Genomic DNA, 26,962 nt, shown 5'->3' on the forward strand with positions numbered 1-26,962 from the left:
TTGTAACAGTTAACCCTGACCCTTTTTCATTCACGGCCTATACTTTAATGGTATTAGGCCAAGAATTAAGAGGGTCAAATGAAATTACCTAGCATTGTTTTCGCCTCAAGCTTTTGCTTATTAACAGCGTGTAGTAGTACAGAAAATAACACCGCCCCACCACCACTTGCTTTGGTGCAAAGTAATACGTTTACCCAAACCTCAGTTGAAACCCAACAAGAAATTTTTGCATTAAGCAAACATGTCAAACAACAACTTGACAGTACTTTTCCCAAAGATGGTCGATCATTGCAAAGCACTAAAGGCTTACTCAGGTTTCTATTGCAAAATGGCGATGCGTCTTTATCTTATCAATCTGGTGCGACCTTAACGGCCAATCAAGCCTACGAAAATTTAAATGCTAACTGTTTATCGTTATCGATTTTAGCCTACAGCCTAGCTGACTACCTTGGCCTCGAAGGGCAATTTCAAAAAGTGCATATCCCAGAGTATTGGGCGCTGGATAATGGTTTTAACTTACTCACAGGGCATATCAATTTGAAAGTGAGTGAATCAACAAAACAAGTGTTAAATCGTAAAGTTATATACCCTCAAGAGCGCTCTTTGGTGATAGACTTTGACCCTAACAGTCGCCAAGAGGCGTTGAAAACCAGCAACATCAACAAAGCCCGCATCACAGCGATGTTTTATAACAATAAGGGCGCAGCTGCGATGTTAAAACATGATTACGACACTGCTTTTAGCTATTACAAAGCAGCAGTTGATATTGATAGCAACTACTCAGGTGCATGGGGCAACCTTGGGGTATTATTCAGATTAACGAGTGACTACCAAAGTGCTGAAACAGCCTATCAGTATGCGATTAGTTTAGATCCTGACAACAACACCGCGCTAGGCAATTTAGCAAGACTCTATAACCTGACCGATCGTAAAGAGCAAGGCCAAGCTATATTAGCCATGCTTGACAAGAAACGCCAAGCAAACCCTTATTACCATATTTCTTTAGGTAATGATGCCTATACGACCAGCCGTTACCAAGATGCCATAAAACACTACAAAAAAGCCCGTGACTTAAATTCAACCCTGCATGATACTGATTTTGGTTTAGCCAGAACCTATTATCAATTGGGTGACTTAAAACTGGCTAAAAAGTATTTAACTATGGCAAACAATAAAGCTGACTTTGATCATGATAAACAGCGTTACGAAAGTAAATTACAAGCGCTTCGCTCGCATACTGCAAAACTTATTGATTATCGCTAGTGCTGCACTGATAAGCACAGGGCATGCTTTTGCCAATACAAACTTAGTACAAGACGTTATAACGCTAACATCGCCTCAATTTGCTGGGCGGAAAACGAATACCGAGGGCGCTAAATTAGCCGCCGATTTCATAGCAGAGCGCTTTGTCGCTCTTGGCTATTCAGTAAATGAACAAATTTTTACTTATCAATCAGGTTTCTTTAGTGAGGCGGTTGGGAGAAACATTGTTGCGATAAAAAATAGCCCTTGTGAAAAGTGTAAAAAAATTATTTTTACAGCCCATTACGACCACCTTGGGCAACAAGGCAGTCGGCTTTACCCGGGTGCCAATGATAACGCCAGCGGCGTTGCAGCTTTACTTTATTTAGCTGACCACTTTGCACAAAGCCCTCAGCGCTATCAGTTAGTGTTTGTTGCAACCGATGCCGAAGAAAGTGGCCTACATGGTAGCGATTACTTGGTATCGACACTTAATACAGACAAAATAAAACTTAACATTAATTTAGATATGCTTGTTGTGAACCCACGTAGACCTCGTATCTATGCATTTTTAGATAAGCAATCATTAGCGCACTATAAAGATGACATTAAAGCTTTGTCTGATGAGCAGCTAACCTTTATGGCAACTAGCTCGTCGGCGAGGCTGAATCGATTATTTGATCTCAAAGTTGATTGGCGCAGAGCAAGCGACCACTATTCATTCGCTAAAGCGAAGATCCCATACATTTACTTTGGTATCGGGCACGATAAACATCATCATCAAACTACCGATACAACAGAACATATCAACTTTATTTTATTTGAAGCTGCGATGAAGAAAATAGCTCTATTTATTGAAAAGCTTGCAAGTTAGCTACTTTGGTAGCTCAGAGGTTAAAACAAACTGCCTTTTTTGCGCTTTGCTAAGCTTTTTTACGCTTATTTCAAGTTTAGTTGCTTCACTACGGTTACCCACTTGCTGTTGATAGATAAGTGTTAAAGGCCCCTTGCCTTTGAGGTTTTTAGCCCCTTTTCCCGCTTGATGCTGCATAAATCGCTTTTCAACATTGGTGGTGATCCCCGTATACCAATGACCCAAACGTGTTTGCACTATGTACAAATGCCACAGACTCTCTGAATTATCATTGTTTTTTATAGGCTGCTGTAAACTTTCTGGGTTTGCTGTGGTCAAATTTGTGCCTCTTGATTGTTAATCGCATTTGTGTAAAAACAATTACTGAAAAGGGTTTTACCTTCAGTGACTAATCGGTATCATGCAGTGTATAAAAAATAAGGATTCAAACAAATAATGCAGTCGTTTAAAACTTTTTCTTTTTGGTTAGTACTTACCCTTACTTTAAGTGCTACAGCAGGGTGTTCAAGCTGGGTTTACCGAATCAACATTCCTCAAGGTAACTTCTTAGAGCAATCAGATGTAGATAAGCTACGTGTTAATATGACGCGCGAGCAAGTACTGTATGTACTGGGCAAGCCAGTCGCTGAAGACTCATTTGATAAAAATACCTGGCACTACCTTTACGTATTCAATCTTGGTCGTAGCAACGAGCAACGTAAATCACTCACTATTAACTTCGAAAACGATAAGCTTGTTTCGTTATCGGGTGACTATGAACAACCTAGCGAATTTAATACGCCGCTTGAACAAGAGTAATAGCAGCGCAAATTATTAAGGGTAGCCTAGGCTACCCTTTTTTATGCCTTATTAAGCGGACGCCCGCCTGTAATTTTATTAGCTCGGCCCTCTTCTTTGGCTTTTTCAGCACGGCGCCTGCGTGCATCCTTTGGATCAGCAATAAGAGGTCGATAAATCTCAATACGATCGCCATCTTTTACTTCTTGATTCAGTTTGCAAGTACGATTCCAAATCCCAAGCGTTAAATTATTTGCGTCTATTTCTGGGCACTTCTCGATAATGCCCGACTTAATCACCGCTTGCTCAGCGGTAGTACCTACAGGCACTTCGACCAGTAAACTGGTTGCTGTTGTTGGTAAGGCGAAAACCACTTCAACAGTGATCATGGGCGAACTCCATATACAGTTTTAGCGCGTTGAGTAAATGCATTAACCATATTCTTAGCGACTTCGTTAAATACTTTTCCGAAAGCCAGCTCAATAAGCTTACTAGCAAATTCAAACTCAAGATGCAGTTGCACTTTACAAGCTTTATCGTCCAGCGGTAAGAAATGCCATTTACCCTGTAGCTTTTTGAATGGGCCATCAACTAGGCGTAGCGCAACCGTTTGCTCATCAATAAAGATATTTTCGGTAGTGAACCACTTTTTTAAACCTGCTTTCGATATTTCTAGACTAGCTGTCATACCACTGGCTTGTTGTGTAATGATTTTAGCATCAGAGCAATGTGGTAAAAACTCTGGATATGCATCTACATCATTCACTAAATCAAACATTTCTTTGCTGCTGTACATTACCAGCGCACTTTTTTCTATTTGCGGCATATTCACTCCCAACTTTGTCGGCGAATTTTAGCAAGCTTTGACTATTTACCCAAATATTAGTGACGCGAAAATTTCTGCAAAGCCTTAAAAAAGCGATGTAAAAACGCTGTTTTTACGTATAATATGAGCCACTATGGCTAAGAAAAAATCATCTAAATCGACAAGTAATACCATCGCGCTAAACAAAAAAGCGCGTCATGAGTATTTTTTACACGATAAGTTCGAAGCAGGGGTTGAACTACAGGGCTGGGAAGTAAAAAGTATCCGAGCTGGTAAAGTAAACATCTCTGAGACTTATATTCACATTAAAAACGGCGAAGCATTTTTACTTGGCAGTCAAATTCAGCCTCTCAACAGTGCTTCTACTCACGTAATTTGCGATCCTTTAAGGTATCGTAAGTTACTTTTAAATAAGCGCGAAATCGATCGTCTTATCGGTGCTACAGAACGCGAAGGTTTTTCATTAATCGCAACTGCAATGTACTGGAAAAAATGCTGGGTGAAGTTGGAGTTCCACCTTGCTAAAGGTAAAAAGATGCACGACAAACGTGAAGACGGAAAAAATAAAGATTGGGCGCGTGAAAAAGAACGCCTGATGAAACATAAAGCTTAATTTTCCTAAATGAGCCTAACCTTTTTGTTAGGCTCGTACCCCCTACCAGTCCTGACTTCCAAACAAAATTACCCTAACCTTTTAAAAAACCCATCCTTTTTTGCTATTTCATTCACTTGCGTTTACATGGTATCAATCTTTACTGTGATTAATTCACAACACTTTCACAATTAAGCAAGGATTGAATTATATGAACAGCAACCACCGCTTTATACAGCGACCTTTATATGCATTTACCATTGCAGCATTAGCAGGCACCAGCTTTATGTCTGTTGCTGCACAAGAAGATGGAGCTGAAAAGGTCGAACGTATTGAGGTTACCGGTTCACGGATTAAGCGCTCAGATATCGAAGGGCCCTCTCCAGTACAGTCTATTAGTCGTGCAGATATCGACAACATGGGCTACGATAACTTACAACAATTATTAGAACGTATGCCTGTTGCAGGTAATGGTACATTTTCTACTCGCGGTAATAACCAAGACTCCACAGCCAATGGTGCTGCAGCTGTTAGCCTTAGAGGTTTAGGCTCTGATGCTACATTAGTACTAATTAATGGCCGTCGTGTATCTATTAGCGCTTTTGCTGAGAGCATTACCAATTCATTTGTTGATATCAACTCGATTCCAGTCTCTGCGATTGAACGTATTGATATTTTAAAAGATGGTGCATCTGCTATTTATGGTTCTGATGCAGTTGCAGGTGTAGTTAATATCATCTTAAAGAAAGATATTAATGGCCTAGAAGTGAACCTTGGTTATGGCGGTACTGATGGTCCTAACTACGAAGAAAAAACAGCAAGTTTAGTATGGGGTACCAGTACAGAGAAAAGCAGCGCATCAATTATTATTGATTACTTTAACAACACAGCACTCTCATCTGATGAAATGGGCCGCCTAGGCACAGCCAACCAAGAACCATACGGTGGTATGGATTTTCGCTCATCGCGTGGCTTCCCGGGCTACTTCTATGTAGATGGTGAAAAAACCATTGATCCAGCCTGCCCAGCAGAAAATGCAACCGCAAGTGGCAGCTGCTTATTTGACTACGGCCCGTATGGTTACGTAACCCCAGCATCTGAGCGTGTCGGTGCTATCTCACAATTTGAATATAACTTCGACAATGGTATTTCAGCTTTCTTAGAGGTTGCAGTACAACATAATACGTCGCAAGCAGCAGGTGCACCGACCCCGCTTGATGAAGATGCAGGCCTTACAGTACCTGCAAGCCATCCTAACAACCCGTTTGGCCAAGATATCGAAATTGGTCGCTACAGAACCGTAGATGCCGGCCCTCGCCAATGGGATATTGAATCTGATACGCTTCGCTTTGTTGCCGGTCTAAAAGGTGAAATAAATGACTGGAGCTGGGAAGCAGCTGTTCAAAAAGGTCGCAGTGAATCAATGCAAACAGGTAATAGAAGCCAAGGTTGGGTGCGCACTGATTTCCTACAACAAGAAATCGATGCAGGTAACTATAATCCATTTGGTGGCACCTATAATGACCAGGCAGTGATTGACCGTATCACGACAAGCTTAGTGCGCCGTGGTGAGTCTCATATGACCTCATTTGATGCAAATATTAGTGGTGAAGCATTCAGCTTTGGCGATGATGTAGTAATGATGGCTGCAGGTATTGAATACCGTGAAGAAGATGTGAGCGATATTCCAGACGACCAATTCCAGCGTGGTTTAATTTTTGGTACTGAGTCTGTATCAGCCGCTGCTGAACGCGACCAATACGCAGCTTACATTGAGTTTTCAATTCCGCTGGCTGATAACCTAGAGCTGCAACTAGCTGGTCGATACGATGACTACAGCGATTTTGGCTCAACTACAAACCCTAAAGTAGCTGTTCGCTGGGCACCAACTGATTCAATCACTGTTCGTGGTTCGTGGGCTCAAGGTTTCCGCGCGCCTTCACTGGCACAAATTGGTTTAGGTCCGTCGGAAGAAAGTCAATTCTTTGTAGATACTTACCGCTGTCAGGCAACAGGGCTTGACTGTAACGCTCTAGATTACAATATCCAATTTGCAGGTAACCCAAACCTTGAAGCTGAGGAGTCAGAGTCATGGAATGTTGGCTTTATCTGGGCACCAACCGCTGAATTTGGTTTTGGAATCGATGTATGGAGCATTACACAAGATAATAAGATTGACGAGCAAGAGTTCGGCCCTATCTATGATGAAAACTGTAATGATCAAAACAGCACAGTCTGCGTGCGTTTAGCACCACAAAATGGTCAAAGCTTAGGTGTGATCCAAAAAGTTTATAGCACCTTTGAAAACGTCTCATCACAAGAAGTATCAGGTGTCGATGTATCGGCTAACTACACACATGCGATGAACGATTACGGCTTCTTAAAATTCAATTTAGAATGGGCTTACCAAAACGAATTTAAGAAAGATGGCCGCGATTACACTGGCGAATATCGTTATCCTGAAAACCGTTGGATTTTCTCAACAAATTGGGAAATGGGTGACTTCAACACGAATGTGAACGTTAGTTACACGGGCGAGTTTGAAGATACGCCAGATATCGACTTTGACGGTAATTTAGACTTTGATAGCAACACATCACGTATGGTTGATTCACAAACGCTGGTTGATTTACAAACAGCGTATAACTTCTCAGAGAAAATTAAACTTTCTGTGGGTGTGAATAACGTGTTTGATGAAGATCCTCCGTTTGCAATCGGTGATGGTGATGGCGACTTATATGGCTATGTATCAAGCGTACATAACCCACGTGGTCGTTATTTCTATACTAAGCTAACAATGCGCTTTAACTAAATCTCATTGAGCTTAAAAACAAAAACCCGCCAAATTGGCGGGTTTTTTAATTCTTTAACTTAGGCCTAAATTATAGATCGCCTTCGTTTTCAGAAAGGAACTTAGCAACACCTTCAGGGCTTGCGTCCATACCTTTTTTGCCTTCAGTCCAACCAGCTGGACATACTTCACCGTGCTCGCTGTGGAACGCTAGCGCGTCAACCATGCGGATCATTTCGTCGATGTTACGGCCTAGAGGAAGGTCGTTAACTACTTGGTGACGTACGTTACCTTCTTCGTCGATTAGGAAAGAACCACGGAAAGCAACACCTGCTTCTGGGTGCTCAACATCGTATGCTTGACAGATTTCGTGTTTAACGTCTGCAACTAGTGCATATTTTACTTGACCAATACCACCGTCAGCAACGGCAGTGTTACGCCATGCATTGTGTGAGAATTGTGAATCGATAGAAACACCAATTACTTCAACGCCACGCTTTTGGAACTCTTCAAAACGCTTATCGAAAGCGATTAACTCTGAAGGACAAACGAAAGTGAAGTCTAACGGGTAAAAGAAGATAACTGCTTTTTTACCTTTGATAGTTTCTTTTAGGTTGAAGTTTTCAACGATTTCACCGTTACCAAGAACAGCTGCTGCAGTAAAGTCTGGTGCCTGACGGCCAACTAATACACCCATTTTTATCTCCAAATATTTGAGTTTATTTCCAATTGCCTAAGCAATACTCACATAGATATGGTTACTAAAACGCAAAAACCAAGTGTAAGTATTGATAAATTGCAAGATAGTGTAATGAGGTTACAGACAAATGAACAATCGAAAAAAGCGATATGCCTAATCGGAAAAATTGATTTATAAAAATATTACGTAACTCTTGAAGCAAACAATCGCACAGAGCTGCAAAATCAGCAGCTAAAATCTGATAAAATATGCCGAGCTAAGCAACTAGGTAGAAAAATGAAAGTTTTGATCACAGGTTCAGCAGGTCGGGTTGGCCGTGCAATTTATATCAAGTTAATGAGCAATTATAATGTCGTTGGGATGGATAAAGCGCCCTGCTCTACAGCTGACTTTGTGGGTGATATTCGTGACCAACACTTAATTAAGAGAGCTCTTCAAGACATCGACGTGATAATCCATACAGCCGCTTTACATGCCCCTCATGTTGGCCTGCACTCTGACGACGATTTTTACACTATAAATGTGGAGGCGACAGAACAACTGGCACTGTTAGGTATAGAAGCAGGCGTAAAACAGTTTATTTTTACCAGCACCACAGCGCTCTATGGTTCAGCTTCAACGCCATTAGGTCAAGCGGGTTGGGTAAACGAGGATATTATTCCAAAGCCAAAATCCATTTACCATAAAACTAAAATTGCCGCCGAAGCCAAGCTTGAAGCTATGTCAATAAAGCACAAATTACCAATCACAGTATTACAGATGTCTCGCTGTTTTCCTGAACCTGCCGATATTATGGCGCTATTTCGTAATAGCCGTGGCATCGACGCTCGCGATGTTGCCAATGCTCATTTATGTGCAATCGAGAAAAAACTAAGTGGTTTTAATCGCTTTATTATTTCAGGCGTTACGCCTTATTCAAAAAAAGATTGCCAGTCGCTTTATAAGCAAGCAGATAAAGTCATTATTGAAAAAATCCCAGCATTAGCAGATGCATTCAAGGAGCGAGGCTGGCTATTACCAACGAGTTTAGACCGAGTATACGATTCAACTAGAGCGCAGCAGCAACTTGGCTGGCATCCCAAACATGATTTTAATAGTGTTTTAGCAATGCTTGATGATGAAAGCGCTGAAGTACTCCCGGTGCTTAAAAGTAACTAACAAAAAACCCAGCTTTTAGCTGGGTTCTTAAATGAATATCAATACAGACGCTTAGTCCATGATATCTTCTGGCATATCACCACGAATTTGTTGCCAAATTTCACCTGTTTGATGACCATATTTACGCATCATTGAAATCGCACCGTCGTGTTCACGACGCTCTGCCAGTTCTGTTAAATCTTTATAAAATTGACGCGCTAATTCACGAGTCCGAGAATCAGAGAAGTAGTGGCAGCCAATTTTTGAGTAGAAACCTTTAAAGCCATTTAGGATAAGAACGTAAATGCGGTTATTACCCGCAACTGCTAATTCATGGTGAACTTTATAATCGTAATCAGCAAATGCTTGCGCACTGTCTTCTAGCTCTTCACTTTGCGATAAAATTTCAATTACACGCTCAGGAGCAAGCTTAATAGCCGCACGGGTATAAATTGCGCTGATATTTGTGCGTGCAGAAAGTAATTGATCTGTAAGCTCTGGCATTTTGTCTTCATCTAGTCGCGCTAGCGTTTCTAAAATGTTCAGGCCCGAGGTTTCCCAGAAGTTATTTACACGGGTAGGTTTACCGTGCTGAATCGTTAGCCAGCCATCACGGGCTAGACGCTGAAGTACTTCACGTAAGGTTGTACGTGTAACACCTATCAGCTCAGATAATTCACGCTCAGCTGGAAGAATTGAGCCAGGCGGAAAGTCACCATTCCAAATAGATTCAACAATGTATTCTTCAGCAAAACCTGCTGGGCTTTTCGCTTTAAAAATTCTCATTCACTTTCCACTTGAGTTAGCAACTACTTTTACCGCATTTGGTGTTCAACTCACTGATTGTACCAGATGATAAGCAACTAACAAGTAAACTAACTCGGCAGTACATAAAAATCTATAAGATCTAGTTAAATAAATGGCCTTTTGGATTAAAAGTACATCAAATAACAATACTATCGATATAATCAATTTCTATTTATTAACAATAATAACCAGCACTGATATAGGTATGGCCATGCAGCAGCGCGTTTTACCAGCTCTATTTAAAAATTTTTTAGGAACTTCACCAAAGTGGTACAAATACACCATTATTGCGTTTTTACTAATCAACCCGGTGTTATTTCAACTTAATCCTTATCTGGCAGGATGGGTATTAGTGTTAGAGTTTATTTTTACACTCGCCATGGCACTTAAATGTTACCCGCTACAACCGGGTGGTTTACTGGCAATTGAAGCCTTGTTTATCGGCATGACAACAGCAGGTCAAGTTGAACATGAGATAGTACAGAATATCGATGTGATCCTGTTACTTATCTTTATGGTTGCTGGTATCTATTTTATGAAAGACTTACTTTTATATATCTTTACAAAGCTGGTTGTTTCGGTACGAAGTAAAACCGTATTATCCCTGTCGTTTACGATAGCTGCCGCATTTTTATCTGCCTTTTTAGATGCGTTAACGGTGATGGCCGTTGTTATTGCCGTCGCGATGGGCTTTTACAGTATTTACCACAAGGTAGCATCAGGCAAAGACTCCAGCAGTGAGCATGATATTAATGACGATAACCAAGTTCGCCCAGTCAATCGTCAAGAGCTTGAAGAGTTTCGTGCTTTTCTTCGTAATTTATTAATGCATGCATCCATAGGTACTGCCTTAGGCGGTGTTTGTACTATGGTAGGCGAGCCACAAAACTTGATCATTGCAGAGCGTGCAGGCTGGTTATTTGGCGAATTTTTCTTCCGAATGTTGCCTATTACTTTACCCGTTATGATTGCAGGTATTGCCACTACTTTCTTACTCGAAAAAACCAAAACCTTTGGTTACGGCGCAAAACTCCCTGCCCCCATCCACACGATTTTATCGGATCATGCTAAAAAGCTAGAGAAAAAACGCACTACACGCGACAAAGTAAACCTAGCGATTCAAGCTTTCATTGCTGTTTGGTTGATCATAGGTTTAGCCCTTCACTTAGCCACTGTTGGTTTAATTGGTTTGTCTGTTATTATTTTTGCCACGGCCAGTGCAGGTATTATTGAAGAGCACCAATTAGGTAAAGCATTTGAAGAAGCTCTACCATTCACAGCGTTACTTTGCGTATTCTTCTCAATTGTTGCAGTTATTATCGACCAGCATTTATTTACACCTGTGATCGCATGGGTACTTACTTTCGAAGGTCAGCTGCAACTGGTGATGTTCTTCATTGCCAACGGTATTCTTTCGATGGTCAGCGATAACGTGTTCGTGGGTACTGTGTATATCAATGAAGTGGCTGCTGCGTTACAGGCAGGTCAAATTACCCGTGATCAATTTGACCTATTAGCTGTGGCAATTAACACAGGTACTAATTTACCAAGTGTTGCTACGCCTAATGGACAAGCTGCCTTCTTATTCTTGCTTACATCAACATTAGCCCCTGTGTTAAGACTATCTTATGGACGCATGGTATACATGGCGCTACCTTATACCATAGTGTTGACGATTGTTGGCTTGAGCATGACCTTATTCAGCCTTTCAGATATGACTGACTTGCTGTATCAATGGGGCTTAATCAATCACCATAGCGGTGCGTTACCTGGCTCATTAGGTGGTCATTAAAACGATTATTTAAAACAAAACATTTGAAACTAAAAAGCCCGCTTGATGCGGGCTTTTTTGATAGAGCTCTTTTTTGCTAGATTAGATGTTTAATCAAGCACTTTCGCGTCGTTTGCTTTGTTGAGTAAGCTGCGGCTTTGCGTTAAGAAATGTGCAGTTGCATCAGAGAAGTATTCTTTTGCATCAGCAAATGCGGCAATCAATGATGCTTTATCCCCTGCTTTTAGCTTTTCTAGCGTGTCTGCAAAAGTATCTTGGTAGTTGGCAAGCAGTGCTTCTACATCGTCGAATTGTGCTAACATGATGTCAGAGTAAAGCTCTGGCGATTGGGCAAATAAGCGCCCGACCATCATTAACTCTAACTGATAAATGGGTGATGAGCAGCTGCGAAGCTCTGCAAGTGTATGGCTTTGCTTGGCAAGAAACTGGCCATATACAAAAGTTGTTAAGTGACGCATAACCTGAATGATCTGCATTGCTTCATCGTGTTTTTTAGCATCCATTTCAACTACTTGGCAGCCCCAAACTTGTAGTTGTGCCATTAACCCTTTAGCTACTTCATGATCTCGCCCTTCACACACGACCACCGTTTGTTTTACCCAATGTGAAATATCTGGGCCAAACATGGGGTGTAAGCCAACTACAGGGCCGCTATGAGCCGCCATAAGTGCTTTTAAAGGTTTTTGCTTAACAGAGGTAATATCAACCAGCAAACAGTCATCATCAAGTGTCGGTAGCGCAGCGACAACTTGCTCAAGTGCATTAATTGGCACACTGACAAGAACCAATTTTGCCCCTTTTAATATCGTCTCACTTTGTGCTTGCTGTGCTTTATCTAAAATACGCACTTCATAACCTGAACGAGTAAATTGTTGAGCAAATAACTGGCCCATGGCACCTTCACCACCCACAATTACAATGGGTGATAATTGGGGTGCAACACAGGCAAGGCTACCTTGTTGGTTTTGATACGCTTCACGCATCATACGACGCAATATATCTTCAACTAACTCAGGGTTAACCCCTTGTGCGACAGCTTCTTGACGACGAGCTGCAAGTAACTCAGCCTCGCGATCTGGGGCATGTAATGGTGCTCCGATTTGTTGCTTAATTGCGCCTATTTTTTCTGTAATCCCATTACGCTTTGCCAGTAATGCCACCAATTGCGCATCACATCCATCTATTCCTGCTCTTAAATCAGCTAGATCATTCACTGTTACCACGTTACTACACCTCAAACCCTATAAACGTAAATATTTATATACAAAAAAGTAAAGCTTTTAATACAAATTATAGTAACAGGATAACAGCCAAAGCACAAAGCCCCAACGCTCTTGTAGCATAGCTTATAAAGGGATAAATAGGAGTAAGTAGATAAGTTAGAAGGGAGTATCTCTCAGAGGGGTAAATTATTTTTGTGGTATAAAAACCAAAACGGGTTGCAACCTAAGGCTGCAACCCGTTTTATTTTGCGTTGTAAAACAGCGCGTATTAGTTAAGTTTTTCTCTAATACGTGCAGATTTACCAGAACGCTCACGTAGATAGTAAAGTTTCGCACGGCGAACTGCACCGCGACGTTTAACTGAGATACTATCGATAAGAGGGCTGTGCGTTTGGAATACACGCTCAACACCTTCACCGCTCGAGATTTTACGAACTGTGAATGCTGAGTGAAGACCACGATTACGCTTAGCGATTACAACACCTTCAAAGGCCTGTAGACGCTCTTTGTTACCTTCTTTTACACGTACCTGTACAACTACTGTATCACCAGCGCCGAATGCTGGTACGTCTGTTTTAAGCTGCTCTTCTTCAAGCGCTTTAATAATATTTTGGTTTACTTTTGCCATTATATTTCTCACTTTCCTAGGTGTAACTGTCTTCTAGCCACAAGCTTGTTGGTACTCTTGCTGAAATTCAGCAAGGAGTGCCGCTTGCTCCTCAGTCAGAGCTAGGTTATGCAACAAGTCAGGACGACGAAGCCAAGTTCTACCAAGTGATTGCTTTGTGCGCCACTTAGCGATTTCTTGGTGGTTTCCGCTGAGTAATACAGCAGGCACCTGTTTATCATCCAATGTCTCTGGCCGTGTATAGTGAGGACAATCAAGCAAGCCATTCGAAAATGAATCCTGCTCAGCTGACTGGTTATGACCTAACACCCCTGGTACTAATCGTGCTACTGCATCAATTAGCGTCATCGCGGGTAGCTCACCACCACTTAAAATAAAATCACCAATTGACCATTCTTCGTCAACGTATGATTCTATGATTCGCTCATCTATACCTTCATAGCGACCTGCAATTAAAATCAGCTTTTCTGATTGTGCAAGCTCGCTTGCACCTTGCTGATCTAATTTGCGCCCTTGCGGGGACATATAAATTACTTTTGCACCATCACCTGCCGCTTTTTTGGCGTCAAGGATAGCTTGTTTCAATGGTTCAACCATCATTAACATGCCAGGACCGCCCCCGTAAGGACGATCATCCACGGTTCTATGCTTATCAGTGGCATAGTCACGTGGGTTCCAACAGTTAAAGTCGATTAGACCATTTTTAACTGCGCGACCTGTTACCCCTTGGGTGGTAATAGCATCAAACATGTCCGGGAAAAGGCTTATCACCCCTACCCATAGCGAACTCGTTTGTGACATTAAAACCCTGGGTCCCAGTCTACGGTAATTTCTCTTGCATCATGTTTAACTTCTTTAATAACAGAATCTGTTAAGAAAGGAATTAAACGCTCTGCTTGGCCAAATGCATCTTTTTTGTTTGCTTTCACAACCAAAACGTCATTTGACCCTGTCTCCATTAGGTCATCAACAGTGCCTAAGTTATAACCTTTATCAGTTATAACAGACATGCCGATCAGATCTCGCCAATAGAATTCACCTTGCGGTAATTCTGGTAGCTGCGCTGCATCTACCGAGATTTCTGCATTGGTTAAAGCCATTGCTTCGTCTCGGTCGTTTACTTGCGCAACTTTAGCGATAAAGCCTTTGTTGTGGCGACGCCAGTCGACCACTTCTAAGGTCTGCCATTTACCTTGTTGCCCTATCAACCATGGGCTGAAATCGAAGATCCCTTCGGGATCATCAGTAAATGAATGCACCTTAAGCCAGCCCTTTATACCATACGGGGCACCGAGCTTTCCTACTGTAATATACGAGGTGTTCTCTTGACTCATGGTTACTCTTACGCCTATTAAGCCGCTTTACGAGCGTCTTTAACTAACTTAGCTACGCGATCTGAAAGAGATGCGCCTTGACCTACCCAGTGATCAACACGAGATAAATCTAAACGTACTTTTTCTTCCTGACCAGAAGCGATTGGGTTAAAGAAACCTACTTTCTCGATGAAGCGACCGTCACGCGAGAAACGGCTATCCGCAACCACAATTTGATAGAAAGGGCGTTTTTTAGCGCCACCACGTTGCAAACGAATAGTTACCATACCGTCCTCTACATTAGATTGACTGTTTTCATTAATAAGATTTACTCCCCAATACGGGAAGCTGGGGAATTGTACGAGTTTTTTGCAACATTGCAAGTAAGAACTGCTGCAAAATGTAAGTTTAGTTGATTAAACACTGATCTGGGCTTTAAATCTTACATGCAGCTAACAACTACGCATAAATTATCTACAAAAAAAGGAGCTATATGCTCCTTTTTATACATTTAATAGACAGTACTATTAAAATTTAGGGCCACCACCCATCATCCCTGGTGGTAACATGCCTTTCATGCCGCGCATCATTTTCTTCATGCCACCCTTGCCTTTCATCTTCTTCATCATCTTCTGCATTTGCGTAAATTGCTTAAGCAGTTTATTGATTTCTTGCACCTGAGTACCAGAACCTGCTGCAATACGTTTTTTACGCGAGCCTTTGATGATTTCAGGACGGGCACGCTCTTTTGGCGTCATAGAGTTGATGATGGCTTCCATTTGTACGAAAGTTTTATCACCCATCTGGCCTTTTACAGCGTCTGGTAGGTTTTGCATGCCTGGCAGCTTATCAAGCATCGACATCATACCGCCCATGTTCTTCATCTGACGAAGTTGCTCAGCAAAGTCATCTAATGTGAAGCCATCACCTTTAAATACTTTTTCGGCAACTTTAGCTGCTTTCTCTTTATCTACTTTCATTTCGACTTCTTCGATTAATGAAAGTACATCACCCATACCTAGGATACGAGAAGCAATACGGTCAGGGTGGAATGGTTCAAGAGCATCAGTGCGCTCACCCACACCCATAAACTTAATTGGCTTACCGGTAATATGACGAATCGATAATGCAGCACCACCACGGGCATCACCATCGGTCTTGGTTAAGATCACACCACTTAAAGGCAGTGCTTCATCAAATGCTTTTGCAGTGTTTGCCGCATCTTGACCTGTCATCGCATCAACAACGAATAAGGTTTCGATTGGGTTAATCGCGCTGTGAAGTGCTTTGATCTCGTCCATCATGTCGTTATCGACGTGTAAACGACCTGCGGTATCAACTAATACCACATCAATGAATTTCTTCTTCGCGTGCGAAATCGCATTGTTTGCGATATCAACCGGCTTTTGTGAAATGTCACTTGGGAAGAACTCAACACCCACTTCATCAGCCAGTGTTTCAAGCTGTTTGATTGCTGCCGGACGATAAACATCGGCACTCACAACTAATACAGACTTCTTTTTACGCTCTTTTAAGAATTTAGCTAGTTTACCAACACTGGTCGTTTTACCAGCACCTTGTAAACCCGCCATCATCACTACCGCTGGCGGCTGTGCATTAAGGCTTAGCTCTTCGTTAGCTTCACCCATGGCTTTTTCAAGTTCTTCACGAACGATCTTAATAAAGACTTGGCCAGGGCTTAAGCTTTTTGTTACCTCAACACCTACGGCGCGTTCTTTAACTTGCTTAACGAATTCACGAACAACAGGTAATGCAACGTCCGCTTCCAAAAATGCCATGCGGACTTCGCGTAATGTATCTTTTATATTGTCTTCAGTTAGGCGTCCGCGGCCACTGATATTTTTTAAGGTTTTACCTAAGCGTTCTTGGAGATTCTCAAACATGTAAAGGTTCCGATAAAACGTGTTGCACCTGCAATGTACATAAATCAAACAAGTTTGGTGACAATACAGGCAATATTAAAATTTAATTCCTAGCAGTATACCGTAAATGGTGGTCGACAATACAGTGTTCAAGTGCGCAGTTTGAGTTTCTTTTTACAAACTCTATGCTTTTGCCTTGCTATAAAATACAATGGCATCAAAGAGACAAGGATTTATCGATATAAATTAAGTGGCCAAAACACGATGATTATTAGTTTAACTATTATTGCTAGTTTGTTTTATGTGTTAGCAACGTCACATGTGCTATCACGCCTTTTTCACAAACAAGGTCCAAGCCAAAAACTCACAGTCATTCTTAGCACTGTGGCTATCCTTGCTCATATGCTATTACTGGTTAATTCAGTTTTTCGTGCTGACGGCCAAGATTTAAGTATCGTCAACGTTGCTTTATTAACCTGTTGGGTCATTGTGGTGTCGGTAACTGCTGTGTCTCTCAAATTCCCTGCGACTTTATTGTTGCCAGTTGTTTATGGTTTTGCAGCCTTACTGACTCTTGCCAGCTTGTTTATACCACATCATGTGATTTTGCAATCAATCGATGTTGAGCTTGGTTTAGTTACTCACATATCGTTATCACTGCTAGCCTATTGTGTTTTGATAATCTCAACACTTTATGCTGTACAGTTCTACTTTATTGATAAGCGCCTCAAACGCAAAGACTTGGCAATTGTACACAGCCACCTCCCTCCTTTAATGGTGGTTGAGCGTCAGCTATATCAATTACTCACGCTGGGTACTATCTTACTGACTTTTGCTCTCCTTTCTGGGTTCATCTTCTTAGAGGGAATGTTTGCCAGTGAGTTTATCCACAAAACAGTCTTATCACTAATTGCTTGGCTCATTTTCACCGTGGTCACTGTAGGTCATTTACGCCAAGGCTGGCGTGGAAAGCCTGTGGTGTTTTCGATCATGATAGCCGCTTTTATCTTGTCACTTGCTTATTTTGGCAGCCGTTTCATCCAAGAAGTGGTTCTAAATAAGTTTTAACTTGACTCAGCAAGCTGTCTCTAGCTTAATATGCACTGATTTATAAAAAAAGGATCCATCCTTGGACGACATATCGACTAGTACCCTGTTTATTATATTGGGATTATTGATACTTATTTCTGCTTATTTTTCTGGTTCTGAAACTGGAATTATGTCAATCAACCGAATTCGCCTGCGTCATCTTGCTAAAGAAGATCACCGTGCAGCGAAGCGCGTCAGCAAACTATTAAGTCGCCCTGACAGACTCATTGGTCTGATCTTAATTGGTAATAACCTTGTAAATATCGCTGCAGCACAGGTTGCAACGATTATTGGTATTCGTTTGTATGGTGATCTCGGTATCGCTATTGCAACCGGCGCGCTAACGCTGGTTGTTTTAATCTTTGCCGAAGTAACGCCAAAAACACTTGCTGCGCTCTACCCAGAGAAGGTTGCTTTTCCAAGTTCAATTGTGCTTAAAGGCCTTTTGAAAATCCTTTTCCCGTTTGTGGTTATCGTAAACTGGATGACCAACGGCATGTTACGCTTGTTTGGTATTACCACAGCACAAATTGAAGAGCACAGCTTAAGCAAAGAAGAATTAAAAACTGTGGTGAACGAATCAGGTGCACTATTACCTGCTCGCCACCAAAGTATGCTGACTTCAATTTTAGATTTAGAGCAAGTCACTGTTGAAGATATCATGATCCCACGCAACGAAATTGTTGCTATCGATATCAATGATGACTGGAAGCTTATCAGCCGCCAACTTACTCATGCACAACACACTCGCGTTTTGTTGTATCGTGATCAAATTGATGATGCTGTTGGCTTTATTCACTCACGTGATGCACTGCGCCTATTAACTAAAGAGCAGTTTGATAAACCATCACTACTGCGTGCAGTACGTGAAATTTACTTTATCCCTGAAGGCACATCACTGAACACGCAACTACTTAAGTTCCAGCAATCAAAAGAGCGTATTGGCTTAGTCGTGGATGAGTATGGTGATATTCAAGGTCTAGTAACACTTGAAGATATTCTTGAAGAAGTTGTGGGTGATTTCACTACAACTCAAACGCGTACACCGAGTGAAGAAGTAACAGAGCAAGATGATGGCTCAGTACTTGTTGATGGCGGTGCTAATATTCGTGATTTAAATAAAGAAATGGGTTGGGAGCTACCGATTGATGGCCCGAAAACGCTAAGTGGTTTAATTGTTGAATACTTAGAGGACATCCCTGACTCAAACCTAAGCTTGCGTATTGCCGGCTACCCTATTGAAGTTATTGAGATAAAAGAAAATATGGTGAAGTTAGTTAAAGTTATTCCAAGTAAACGCACTGACTGACTGCTAACTAAACTTAAACAAAAGGAGTAGCTTACTACTCCTTTTTGTTACTTATAGCTTAATTACCTCTGAAGATTCACATTTTAAAAGCTAACCCGCACAACCAAACACAAATTCCTCTACTATTATTTTCTTTTGCATATATTGATATAAAAGGGAAAATAATGGACGAAATATCAATCGAGAAAATCTATAACCAAGCCATTGAATTACTGATGCTTTACGGGCCGAAGTTTATTCTGGCAATTCTGGTTCTAATCATAGGTTGGTGGCTAATTGGTCGTATTGCCAATATGGCTGAAAAATCAATGAATAAGGTCAAGTTCGAAGTTGGCCTTACGCACTTTTTAGTCTCTTTTATCTCAGTCATTCTAAAAATACTATTACTGATCTCTGTTGCTTCGATGATTGGTATAGAGACCACGTCATTTATTGCAATGCTAGGTGCTGCTGGCCTTGCGGTGGGCATGGCACTGCAAGGTAGCCTTGCTAACTTTGCAGGTGGCGTGCTTATTTTATTCTTTAAACCTTTTAAAGTGGGTGATGTAATCGAAGCACAAGGCTATATGGGGAAAGTTGTTGAAATACAAATTTTTGTCACCGTTTTACTCACCTACGACAATGAAAAAATTATTATCCCTAATGGCACGCTATCAAACGGCTGCGTTAAGAATAAGTTCGCAGAACCTCTACACCGTGTTGCAATCGAATTTGGTATTAGTTACGGAGATGATGTTCATAAAGCACGTGATGTGCTTATGAGCGTGCTTGATGATTATGATTTGGTATTAAAAGACATTGAAGATAAGAAACCATCTGTTCATGTTAGCCAGCACGGTGAAAGCCATATCGGCATGTTGGTATGGGCGTGGGTGGAGTCTGATAACTACTGGCCAGTGTATTTTGGCTTGTACGAGCGAGTTAAAATTGCCTTCGACGCTGCAGATATCACTATCCCATTCCCGCAAAGGGATGTTCATATTCACCAGTTTCCTGGTAAATAAAGAAAAAGAAGCCCGCTAATTGATGCGGGCTTTTTATTTATGTACTAACTAAATAAACGCTCAAACCAGTTCTTATCTAAATCTGCTTCACATTTTTTAAGTTGAGCGCCATAGCGGCTTGCTCGATGTTTAACTTTATTTGCAACACTCATTAGCCACTTCTTACTTTTGTAAGTGCCTCGCTTGTAGCCGCCCCACCCTTCGTGATAATTAAGGTACTGCGCATAGGCATCCCACTTTGATATACCATTTACTTTATGGGTTTTGTAAACGAACCAAGCCATAAAATCGATTGCATCGTCAAAATCATCTCTGTCTGCACCGCTATTACCTGTTTCGCGAATGTAATCAGACCATGTTGGGGTTTTTGCTTGTGAGTAGCCATATGCCGAGCTGGCACGGCCGATTGGAATTACCCACAAGAAGTACTCCATTGGCGGCGCTGCATCATGACGAAATGAACTTTCTTGATACATCATGCTCATCAGTACATGTTTTGGCGAGCCCCATTTTTCTTGTGCATCACGGGCATCGTAATACCAATCGGGTTTTTCTTCAAAAATTTTACAAATATCATGAGGTTGCTCAGGAGGAGCCGTTGCACAACCAGCCAATGATGCGGCCAGCGATAAAATAATTATACTTTTTTTCATTTTTTTATGGATCTCGCTGAACTTTTTCTCGTCAGGTCAGTCTGAACTTATGAATGCAGCAGTATAGCATTGTTTCATCCCTGAAGAATCTTTGACGCAGCCTCCCTAGGCTGCGTTTTTTTATGCCTACAACATACTAAGCTTTAGAAAAATAGTCATCTAAAAATGCAGTGAAAGATACACTGTCTGCCGCTTTAACTTCACGCTCTTTAAGCACCGAGTCAGCCGCTTGCTCTGCCAAAAATGCTTGATCATAAAATTGGTAATCTGCATCAAGGTGACTTTGCTTGTACTGCTGTGCAAGTGCTAAAGCGAAATGACCATTATCCTGGTTTTCATTTGCAAGTGCTGCTACATATCTACCAGAAAAGGTTTTACTAGGATCCTCGACCCAGGTTACCATTTCTTTTATAGTTTCAGAGTAATAGCTCACACCGTAAGCTTTATCCATGTACTGTGCTACTGGGTGTAATTTATCAAAAATAGCATGCGCCCACTCAGTTAAGCTAGTAGCCCGCCCTTCTTTTGTTAACATTAACTCTGGATCACGACCATCATTAACAACCGCATCTAAATTTGCAGTACTTAATTTTTGCTCTTGCCAATCCATTTCTGGAGATTCGCTTAATAGGCAATAGGTTAAGAAAACATCTAAGAAGCGGATTTGCTGTAGATCAATTCCAGTTTCACTAAACGGATTAACATCCAATGCACGTACTTCTATATATTCTATACCGCCACGTAACAACGCATCAGTGGGTGTTTCACCCGAAGCTGCATTACGCTTAGGACGAATTGGCGAGTAAAACTCGTTTTCGATTTGCAGTATGTTTTTGTTTAGCTGCTTTGGTTCGGCACTTTTATAATCATCAAGATGACCATACAAATCCGAAGATAAGTGGATTGCTTCTTTTAACCCAGCTACATATTCTTCTAATGAGTTATACATAACACGCAAAGACGATTGTGCACTATTTGTGTAGCCAAGATTTCCCAGACGTAGTGCTGTACCGACTTCTAAATAAAGCGTGCCTTTACCTAATTTTTTAAAGGGTAAATCTGTTTCACGCCCTTGTAGAAACGAATTACACAAAGCCGGTGAAGCACCAAACAAATAACTGATAAGCCAAAGCTCACGCTTAAAATTGCGGATCAGACCTAAATAACCTTGTGATATAAAGTCCGACAAGCTTACTTTACTTTCATTTAGCTGATATAAGCTCTGCCATAAGGTTTCAGGAAATGAAATATTAAAGTGAACACCAGCAATCGCTTGCATCATACTGCCATAACGATTTTTAAGGCCTTCACGATAAAGTGTTTTCATACGCCCTATATTTGAATCACCAAACTGCGCCAATACAATGTCGTCTTGATGCTCAATAAAACATGGCATACTAATCGGCCATAGAAGTTCATCATTCATATGTGACAATGTGAACTTTTGTAAGTCTTTTAGCTGGGCTAGGGTTTGCTCAGCTGATGTGCTCACTGGAGTGATAAATTCTAGCAAAGATTCAGAAAAGTCAGTCGTGATATGCTCATTAGTTAACGCACTCCCCACGCCTTTTGGATGCCCCAGCTTTGATATGTGACCACTTGGTTTGATCCTTAAAGCTTCTCGCTCGATACCACGTTTAATCCCATTAATTGCGTTAGGAAATTGAGCTGTTAACGCTGCTAGCGTTTTATTTAAATCATGTTTTATCAAAAATGCTTCCTCGAGCCAGGTGGCTTTAATCCTAAGTGTATGGGGGCTAAAAATAATTACTCAAGAGCCAATTATAAGTTTCTGAAAAGTCCTTACACTGAAAGTTAATCTTGCCACTGTAAGTCATATTATACAATTGCTTTAGTGACCGCTGTGACGAGTATAAATTTTATTAGTGCAAACAAAGACCGAAACAAGATAACAATTCTTTCATCCAATACTAAAGAACTAGAGCAACCATATTTTTTCTGCTTCGTTATTGTTCTAGATCAATTCTCTTAAACAATTTTTAAAAGTTTAACAAAGATCAATCTTCAAGCTCTTCCCTTACATTTTTCTGAGTTTATAATCCGCGCACCATAAAAAAGTATATTTCAAGGACTCATATGCGTCGTGGGCAAGAAATCATTAATCAGGAAGTAACATACTCTGACAATCAAGAGCTTGTCTCTACCACTGACTTACGTGGTGTTATCACATACGTAAATAAGGAATTTTGTGCTATTGCTGGTTACAGCGAAGAAGAACTCCTCGGAAAAAACCATAACATAGTACGCCACCCAGATATGCCTAAAGCGGCATTTAAAGAGATGTGGGAAAAACTAAAACAAGGTCACTCTTGGCGTGGCATGGTGAAGAACCGCTGCAAAGATGGTCGCTACTATTGGGTCGATGCGTTCGTAACGCCAATTTACGAACATGGGCAGTTAGTTGGCTATCAATCTGTACGTACCAAACCAACTGAGCAATTAAAGAGTCGTGCAAAAGCGCTCTACACTAAAATTAATGATGGTAAATCAATCGCATCATTGCGTGAGAATATTTCACTAAGACAAATAGTGTCTGCGATTTTATTAGTTGCAGGTATTGTTGGTTTAGCTGTGGCCGCGTCATGGATGATTGCTTTAGCCGCATGTGCGCTTATAGCGCTACTTTTTGCTCTAAATTATGACGAACTGGTTGTTACGCCTAGCCATTTAAAGCAGCAACGTGCAGAGTTTGATTCAGTATCAAGGTATGTCTATTCAGGATCACATCCATTTAGCATTGCTGCCTTTAATCAGCAAATGCTGTTTGCAAAGCTCAGAACGGTGCTCGGTCGTGTTAAAGACTCTACTTACTCGTTTAAAAATATTGCCACCAGCTTAGATAAACAATCGTCACTAACTGAGCAAGGCATTGCTGCACAAAGTCAACGTTTGAGTGATATTGCCACAGCAATGACGCAAATGAGCGCAACGATTGGCGAAATTTCTGCTAATACTCATCATACAGCTGATAAGGTTAAGACAACTTATCAAAGCTGTAACGATATCAAACTGCATATTGAAGATAACAGTAGCATGGTGTCTGATCTAGCTAACCAAGTAGAGCAAGCTGCCACTACTGCTAACTCTCTTGCTAGTGAAGCTGACAAAATAGGCCAAGTAATGAGTGAGATTGAAGGCATTGCTGAACAAACAAACTTATTAGCACTGAATGCAGCAATTGAAGCAGCACGTGCAGGTGAGCATGGCCGTGGTTTTGCAGTTGTAGCAGATGAAGTACGCGCACTTTCTTCACGTACTCAAAATGCAACTTCGCAAATTCACAGCTCAATTAAAGAAATTCAAGATACTTTATTTAGCTGGTCTAAAGTGATGCAATCAACTAAAGCGCAAGCAGATAGTTGTGTTGATACGACTGCTCACACTCAAACTGAGCTAGCGAGCATCTTCGCGCAAATTGATGAAATATCAGGCCTTGCGACTGAGATATCGACGGCTGCTGAGGAACAACAAGTTGTCAGCACCGATATTCGCGAAAATGTAGAAAGCATAAAAGGACACAGCGAAGAGAACTTAAAGCTTAGCTACAACGTGGCTAAAGATGCAGCGGGGCTTGTTGAAGGCTCACGCAAAGTTAACGATATGCTGTTAACCTTTAAAGTTTAAACTTAACTGATACAAAATGCCGCATCATAAATGATGCGGCTTTTGTTTTTTAGGCTAATTAACGACTCGAGAATACAAGTCCATTCTCATCAGCATCAATATGAATGATGGCACCTGGCTGGTAATCCCCGCCTAATAATCGCTGTGCTAATGGGTTTTCAATGGTATGTTGAATAGCACGTTTTAAAGGCCTTGCACCATACACAGGATCAAAACCACTTTCTGCGATGCGGTCTAAAGCTGCATCTGTAACTTCAAGAATGTAGCCTTTTTCAGTTAATCGCTCACGTAGCTTACTTAACTGAATATCAGCAATTTCTTTAATGTGCTCATTAGCAAGTGGGTGGAATACCACGGTTTCGTCGATGCGGTTAATAAACTCAGGGCGGAACTGACTGACCAATACACCCATCACTTTTTCTTTCAACCCGGCATAATCATTTGAACCCGCTTGCTCTTGGATAATATCTGAACCCAAGTTAGAGGTCATGATGATCACCGTATTTTTAAAATCAACGGTGCGACCCTGACCATCTGTTAAGCGGCCATCATCAAGCACTTGCAGTAAGATGTTAAATACATCAGGGTGCGCTTTTTCGACCTCATCCAATAAAATGACTGAATACGGACGACGGCGTACAGCTTCAGTTAAATAGCCGCCCTCTTCATAGCCAACATAACCCGGAGGTGCACCGACTAAACGTGCCACCGAGTGTTTCTCCATAAACTCCGACATATCAATGCGCACCAAGGCATCTTCAGTGTCAAACATAAAGCTGGCTAGTGCTTTTGTCAGCTCAGTTTTACCCACCCCTGTTGGGCCTAAGAATAGAAATGAACCGATTGGGCGATTTGGATCAGCAAGCCCAGCGCGAGAGCGACGAATTGCATTCGCAACAGCGACAACGGCTTCATCTTGACCAATCACTTTGTGATGTAATTGATCTTCCATTTGCAGTAGTTTTTCACGTTCACCTTGCAGCATTTTCGATACCGGAATGCCTGTCCAGCGCGATAAAATCTCCGCAATTTCGTCTTCACCTACTTGGTTTTTAAGCAAGCTCATTTCTTGCATTTCAGCTTGCGAAGCAAGGTCGAGTTTACGCTCAAGCTCAGGTATACGACCATATTGTAGTTCAGACATGCGCTGTAAATCACTAGCACGACGTGCCACTTCTAAATCAAGGCGCGCTTGCTCAAGCTCAGCTTTAATAACTTGCGTGCCTTGCAATGAGGCCTTCTCGGCATTCCACACTTCGTCTAGCTCGCGGTATTGTGCTTCAAGTTCAGTGATCAGCTCTTGCATTTCGGTGCGGCGCTTTTGACTCGCTTCGTCTTTTTCTTTCGCCAGCGCATTGTCTTCCAGTTTTAACTGAATAATACGACGTTCTAGCTTATCTAAAGACTCAGGTTTTGAGTCAATTTGCAAACGAATTGAAGAACCCGCTTCGTCAATTAAATCTATTGCCTTATCTGGTAATTGGCGATCGCTGATGTAACGGTGCGACAACTGCGCCGCAGCAACAATAGCCGGATCGGTAATATCAACTGAGTGATGCAGCTCATAACGCTCTTTTAAACCACGTAAAATCGCAATGGTGTCTTCAACCGATGGTTCATCAACAAACACTTTTTGGAAACGACGCTCAAGTGCCGCATCTTTTTCGATGTATTGACGATACTCATCAAGGGTTGTGGCACCCACGCAATGTAACTCACCACGGGCAAGTGCAGGCTTTAACATATTACCCGCATCCATTGCACCGTCTGTTTTACCTGCGCCTACCATAGTATGAATTTCATCAATAAAAAGGATGACTTGACCTTCTTCTTTGGCAAGTTCATTCAATACTGATTTTAAACGCTCTTCAAATTCACCACGGTATTTAGCACCCGCAACCAAAGCACCTAAATCAAGCGATAATACTCGCTTGTTTTTTAAGCCTTCAGGTACTTCTCCATTGATAATTCGTTGCGCAAGGCCTTCGGCAATTGCCGTTTTACCTACCCCCGGCTCACCAATTAACACCGGATTATTTTTAGTACGGCGTTGTAATACTTGGATAGTACGACGAATTTCGTCATCACGGCCAATGACTGGATCAAGCTTACCTTGCTCTGCTCGCTCAGTTAAATCGATGGTGAATTTTTTTAATGCCTGACGAGTTTCTTCAGCATTTGGATCTTCTACTTTTTGGCCGCCACGAATGGCTTCAATTGCAGATTCAATCTTGCTAGAAGTAATATTCAGTGCTTTAAAAATTTCGCCTAATGGACCTTTATCATCACACGCGGCAAGGACAAATAACTCACTCGAAATGAATTTATCTTTTCGTTTTTGAGCGTATTTATCACATAAGTTAATTAACGAAATCAGGTTATTTGACAGCTGAACATCGCCACCAATGCCTTCAACTTTAAACAGTTTTTCGATTTCTTGAGATAACTTGGTATTTAACTCATCAGCACTGACACCTGCTTGTGCAAGTAGCGCACGCACGCTTGAACCATTTTGCTGAAGCAATGAATACATTAAATGCACAGGCTCAATAAATTGATGATCGCGCCCAAGTGCTAATGACTGCGCATCTGAAAGCGCAGATTGAAATTTACTTGTAAATCTATCTAAACGCATAAAAGGTTTACCTATTAAAAAATCTAATTGCTTAATTAATGG

At 41.4% G+C, this 26,962-nt stretch carries 25 protein-coding genes; 11 read left to right on the forward strand and 14 right to left on the reverse strand.

Annotated features, from left to right (window positions below; translation table 11 throughout):
* Nucleotides 1–78 precede the first annotated feature (78 nt).
* Complete coding sequence (locus L1272_RS03510; RefSeq protein WP_235372758.1) at nucleotides 79–1,263, forward strand: tetratricopeptide repeat protein; 1,185 nt, start codon at nucleotides 79–81, stop codon at nucleotides 1,261–1,263.
* On the forward strand, nucleotides 1,250–2,116 hold the full coding sequence (locus L1272_RS03515) for a M20/M25/M40 family metallo-hydrolase (protein WP_166339005.1): 867 nt from the start codon (nucleotides 1,250–1,252) through the stop codon (nucleotides 2,114–2,116). The genes L1272_RS03510 and L1272_RS03515 overlap by 14 nt, the downstream gene beginning before the upstream one ends.
* On the opposite strand, the gene L1272_RS03520 is transcribed toward L1272_RS03515, so the two are convergent.
* Nucleotides 2,117–2,434 carry a GIY-YIG nuclease family protein gene (locus L1272_RS03520; RefSeq protein ID WP_054551723.1) on the reverse strand — a complete coding sequence of 106 codons (318 nt, stop codon included), beginning with the start codon at nucleotides 2,432–2,434 and terminating at the stop codon, nucleotides 2,117–2,119.
* Nucleotides 2,435–2,551: 117 nt separating this feature from the next.
* Between L1272_RS03520 and L1272_RS03525 the strand changes: the two genes are divergently transcribed.
* Nucleotides 2,552–2,914 (forward strand): outer membrane protein assembly factor BamE, encoded by a 363-nt coding sequence (locus L1272_RS03525; protein ID WP_054551724.1) that lies wholly within the window; start codon nucleotides 2,552–2,554, stop codon nucleotides 2,912–2,914.
* Between the two features lie 41 nt (nucleotides 2,915–2,955).
* Here the strand turns inward: L1272_RS03525 and L1272_RS03530 are convergent, their stop codons facing one another.
* Nucleotides 2,956–3,282: an RnfH family protein gene (locus L1272_RS03530; protein ID WP_138601550.1), complete on the reverse strand. Its 327-nt coding sequence runs from the start codon at nucleotides 3,280–3,282 to the stop codon at nucleotides 2,956–2,958.
* A complete protein-coding gene (locus L1272_RS03535) occupies nucleotides 3,279–3,719 on the reverse strand; it encodes a type II toxin-antitoxin system RatA family toxin (protein WP_235372759.1) in 441 nt (146 codons plus the stop codon). The genes L1272_RS03530 and L1272_RS03535 overlap by 4 nt, the downstream gene beginning before the upstream one ends.
* Before the next feature lie 133 nt (nucleotides 3,720–3,852).
* Here L1272_RS03535 and smpB point away from each other — a divergent pair, with 133 nt between their 5' ends.
* Nucleotides 3,853–4,332 carry an SsrA-binding protein SmpB gene (gene smpB, locus L1272_RS03540; protein ID WP_054551727.1) on the forward strand — a complete coding sequence of 160 codons (480 nt, stop codon included), beginning with the start codon at nucleotides 3,853–3,855 and terminating at the stop codon, nucleotides 4,330–4,332.
* 265 nt (nucleotides 4,333–4,597) lie between these two features.
* The gene (locus tag L1272_RS03545; RefSeq protein WP_228482563.1) at nucleotides 4,598–7,123 is read left to right on the forward strand and encodes a TonB-dependent receptor; all 2,526 of its coding nucleotides are present in this window, start codon (nucleotides 4,598–4,600) and stop codon (nucleotides 7,121–7,123) included.
* A 70-nt stretch (nucleotides 7,124–7,193) separates the two neighbouring features.
* On the opposite strand, the gene L1272_RS03550 is transcribed toward L1272_RS03545, so the two are convergent.
* Nucleotides 7,194–7,799 (reverse strand): peroxiredoxin C, encoded by a 606-nt coding sequence (locus L1272_RS03550; RefSeq protein ID WP_054551729.1) that lies wholly within the window; start codon nucleotides 7,797–7,799, stop codon nucleotides 7,194–7,196.
* A gap of 279 nt (nucleotides 7,800–8,078) precedes the next feature.
* Here L1272_RS03550 and L1272_RS03555 point away from each other — a divergent pair, with 279 nt between their 5' ends.
* Nucleotides 8,079–8,960: an NAD-dependent epimerase/dehydratase family protein gene (locus tag L1272_RS03555; protein WP_235372760.1), complete on the forward strand. Its 882-nt coding sequence runs from the start codon at nucleotides 8,079–8,081 to the stop codon at nucleotides 8,958–8,960.
* A gap of 51 nt (nucleotides 8,961–9,011) precedes the next feature.
* On the opposite strand, the gene fadR is transcribed toward L1272_RS03555, so the two are convergent.
* On the reverse strand, nucleotides 9,012–9,725 hold the full coding sequence (gene fadR / locus L1272_RS03560; RefSeq protein WP_054561887.1) for a fatty acid metabolism transcriptional regulator FadR: 714 nt from the start codon (nucleotides 9,723–9,725) through the stop codon (nucleotides 9,012–9,014).
* A 232-nt stretch (nucleotides 9,726–9,957) separates the two neighbouring features.
* Here fadR and nhaB point away from each other — a divergent pair, with 232 nt between their 5' ends.
* Nucleotides 9,958–11,538 carry a sodium/proton antiporter NhaB gene (gene nhaB / locus L1272_RS03565; RefSeq protein WP_054551954.1) on the forward strand — a complete coding sequence of 527 codons (1,581 nt, stop codon included), beginning with the start codon at nucleotides 9,958–9,960 and terminating at the stop codon, nucleotides 11,536–11,538.
* An 89-nt stretch (nucleotides 11,539–11,627) separates the two neighbouring features.
* Here the strand turns inward: nhaB and tyrA are convergent, their stop codons facing one another.
* From tyrA to ffh, 6 genes are all read right to left on the reverse strand, one after another.
* Nucleotides 11,628–12,761, reverse strand: a complete 1,134-nt coding sequence (gene tyrA, locus L1272_RS03570) for a bifunctional chorismate mutase/prephenate dehydrogenase (RefSeq protein ID WP_235372761.1) — start codon at nucleotides 12,759–12,761, stop codon at nucleotides 11,628–11,630.
* Between the two features lie 268 nt (nucleotides 12,762–13,029).
* Nucleotides 13,030–13,389 carry a 50S ribosomal protein L19 gene (gene rplS / locus L1272_RS03575; protein WP_054551733.1) on the reverse strand — a complete coding sequence of 120 codons (360 nt, stop codon included), beginning with the start codon at nucleotides 13,387–13,389 and terminating at the stop codon, nucleotides 13,030–13,032.
* A gap of 33 nt (nucleotides 13,390–13,422) precedes the next feature.
* Complete coding sequence (trmD, locus tag L1272_RS03580) at nucleotides 13,423–14,190, reverse strand: tRNA (guanosine(37)-N1)-methyltransferase TrmD (RefSeq protein ID WP_054551734.1); 768 nt, start codon at nucleotides 14,188–14,190, stop codon at nucleotides 13,423–13,425.
* Nucleotides 14,190–14,723, reverse strand: coding sequence for a ribosome maturation factor RimM (gene rimM / locus L1272_RS03585; RefSeq protein WP_054551735.1), 534 nt, complete (start codon nucleotides 14,721–14,723; stop codon nucleotides 14,190–14,192). Before rimM ends, trmD begins: the two co-directional genes overlap by 1 nt.
* Before the next feature lie 17 nt (nucleotides 14,724–14,740).
* Nucleotides 14,741–14,989, reverse strand: coding sequence for a 30S ribosomal protein S16 (gene rpsP / locus L1272_RS03590; RefSeq protein ID WP_054551736.1), 249 nt, complete (start codon nucleotides 14,987–14,989; stop codon nucleotides 14,741–14,743).
* A 240-nt stretch (nucleotides 14,990–15,229) separates the two neighbouring features.
* On the reverse strand, nucleotides 15,230–16,606 hold the full coding sequence (gene ffh, locus L1272_RS03595; RefSeq protein WP_054551737.1) for a signal recognition particle protein: 1,377 nt from the start codon (nucleotides 16,604–16,606) through the stop codon (nucleotides 15,230–15,232).
* A 243-nt stretch (nucleotides 16,607–16,849) separates the two neighbouring features.
* Here ffh and L1272_RS03600 point away from each other — a divergent pair, with 243 nt between their 5' ends.
* The 3 genes from L1272_RS03600 to L1272_RS03610 all read left to right on the forward strand — a co-directional run bounded on the left by L1272_RS03600 (nucleotide 16,850) and on the right by L1272_RS03610 (nucleotide 19,987).
* Nucleotides 16,850–17,653, forward strand: coding sequence for a cytochrome C assembly family protein (locus tag L1272_RS03600; RefSeq protein ID WP_054551738.1), 804 nt, complete (start codon nucleotides 16,850–16,852; stop codon nucleotides 17,651–17,653).
* Between the two features lie 61 nt (nucleotides 17,654–17,714).
* The gene (locus tag L1272_RS03605; protein ID WP_138601544.1) at nucleotides 17,715–18,983 is read left to right on the forward strand and encodes an HlyC/CorC family transporter; all 1,269 of its coding nucleotides are present in this window, start codon (nucleotides 17,715–17,717) and stop codon (nucleotides 18,981–18,983) included.
* A gap of 164 nt (nucleotides 18,984–19,147) precedes the next feature.
* Nucleotides 19,148–19,987 carry a mechanosensitive ion channel family protein gene (locus L1272_RS03610; RefSeq protein ID WP_138601540.1) on the forward strand — a complete coding sequence of 280 codons (840 nt, stop codon included), beginning with the start codon at nucleotides 19,148–19,150 and terminating at the stop codon, nucleotides 19,985–19,987.
* A gap of 44 nt (nucleotides 19,988–20,031) precedes the next feature.
* On the opposite strand, the gene L1272_RS03615 is transcribed toward L1272_RS03610, so the two are convergent.
* Together L1272_RS03615 and gshA are read right to left on the reverse strand one after the other, a co-directional pair.
* Entirely contained in the window at nucleotides 20,032–20,640 is a 609-nt protein-coding gene (locus L1272_RS03615) for a transglycosylase SLT domain-containing protein (protein WP_054551741.1), read from the reverse strand.
* Between the two features lie 136 nt (nucleotides 20,641–20,776).
* The gene (gene gshA, locus L1272_RS03620; RefSeq protein WP_054551742.1) at nucleotides 20,777–22,351 is read right to left on the reverse strand and encodes a glutamate--cysteine ligase; all 1,575 of its coding nucleotides are present in this window, start codon (nucleotides 22,349–22,351) and stop codon (nucleotides 20,777–20,779) included.
* Between the two features lie 386 nt (nucleotides 22,352–22,737).
* Here gshA and L1272_RS03625 point away from each other — a divergent pair, with 386 nt between their 5' ends.
* Nucleotides 22,738–24,285, forward strand: a complete 1,548-nt coding sequence (locus tag L1272_RS03625) for a methyl-accepting chemotaxis protein (RefSeq protein ID WP_235372762.1) — start codon at nucleotides 22,738–22,740, stop codon at nucleotides 24,283–24,285.
* Nucleotides 24,286–24,343: 58 nt separating this feature from the next.
* Here L1272_RS03625 and clpB read toward each other — a convergent pair whose 3' ends face one another.
* The gene (clpB, locus tag L1272_RS03630) at nucleotides 24,344–26,920 is read right to left on the reverse strand and encodes an ATP-dependent chaperone ClpB (protein WP_235372763.1); all 2,577 of its coding nucleotides are present in this window, start codon (nucleotides 26,918–26,920) and stop codon (nucleotides 24,344–24,346) included.
* Nucleotides 26,921–26,962 lie beyond the last annotated feature (42 nt).

This window comes from Pseudoalteromonas sp. PAST1, from assembly GCF_021532515.1.
GTDB classification, from domain to species: domain Bacteria; phylum Pseudomonadota; class Gammaproteobacteria; order Enterobacterales; family Alteromonadaceae; genus Pseudoalteromonas; species Pseudoalteromonas simplex.

Excerpts from the sequence above, each read along its gene's own strand:
- L1272_RS03510 (WP_235372758.1), top strand. The coding sequence starts at position 79 with ATGAAATTACCTAGCATTGTTTTCGCCTCAAGCTTTTGCTTATTAACA.
- L1272_RS03525 (WP_054551724.1), top strand. The coding sequence starts at position 2,552 with ATGCAGTCGTTTAAAACTTTTTCTTTTTGGTTAGTACTTACCCTTACT.
- L1272_RS03530 (WP_138601550.1), bottom strand. The coding sequence starts at position 3,282 with ATGATCACTGTTGAAGTGGTTTTCGCCTTACCAACAACAGCAACCAGT.
- L1272_RS03535 (WP_235372759.1), bottom strand. The coding sequence starts at position 3,719 with ATGCCGCAAATAGAAAAAAGTGCGCTGGTAATGTACAGCAGCAAAGAA.
- smpB (WP_054551727.1), top strand. The coding sequence starts at position 3,853 with ATGGCTAAGAAAAAATCATCTAAATCGACAAGTAATACCATCGCGCTA.
- L1272_RS03545 (WP_228482563.1), top strand. The coding sequence starts at position 4,598 with ATGTCTGTTGCTGCACAAGAAGATGGAGCTGAAAAGGTCGAACGTATT.
- L1272_RS03550 (WP_054551729.1), bottom strand. The coding sequence starts at position 7,799 with ATGGGTGTATTAGTTGGCCGTCAGGCACCAGACTTTACTGCAGCAGCT.
- L1272_RS03555 (WP_235372760.1), top strand. The coding sequence starts at position 8,079 with ATGAAAGTTTTGATCACAGGTTCAGCAGGTCGGGTTGGCCGTGCAATT.
- fadR (WP_054561887.1), bottom strand. The coding sequence starts at position 9,725 with ATGAGAATTTTTAAAGCGAAAAGCCCAGCAGGTTTTGCTGAAGAATAC.
- nhaB (WP_054551954.1), top strand. The coding sequence starts at position 9,958 with ATGCAGCAGCGCGTTTTACCAGCTCTATTTAAAAATTTTTTAGGAACT.
- rplS (WP_054551733.1), bottom strand. The coding sequence starts at position 13,389 with ATGGCAAAAGTAAACCAAAATATTATTAAAGCGCTTGAAGAAGAGCAG.
- trmD (WP_054551734.1), bottom strand. The coding sequence starts at position 14,190 with ATGTCACAAACGAGTTCGCTATGGGTAGGGGTGATAAGCCTTTTCCCG.
- rimM (WP_054551735.1), bottom strand. The coding sequence starts at position 14,723 with ATGAGTCAAGAGAACACCTCGTATATTACAGTAGGAAAGCTCGGTGCC.
- rpsP (WP_054551736.1), bottom strand. The coding sequence starts at position 14,989 with ATGGTAACTATTCGTTTGCAACGTGGTGGCGCTAAAAAACGCCCTTTC.
- ffh (WP_054551737.1), bottom strand. The coding sequence starts at position 16,606 with ATGTTTGAGAATCTCCAAGAACGCTTAGGTAAAACCTTAAAAAATATC.
- L1272_RS03600 (WP_054551738.1), top strand. The coding sequence starts at position 16,850 with ATGATTATTAGTTTAACTATTATTGCTAGTTTGTTTTATGTGTTAGCA.
- L1272_RS03610 (WP_138601540.1), top strand. The coding sequence starts at position 19,148 with ATGGACGAAATATCAATCGAGAAAATCTATAACCAAGCCATTGAATTA.
- L1272_RS03615 (WP_054551741.1), bottom strand. The coding sequence starts at position 20,640 with ATGAAAAAAAGTATAATTATTTTATCGCTGGCCGCATCATTGGCTGGT.
- L1272_RS03625 (WP_235372762.1), top strand. The coding sequence starts at position 22,738 with ATGCGTCGTGGGCAAGAAATCATTAATCAGGAAGTAACATACTCTGAC.
- clpB (WP_235372763.1), bottom strand. The coding sequence starts at position 26,920 with ATGCGTTTAGATAGATTTACAAGTAAATTTCAATCTGCGCTTTCAGAT.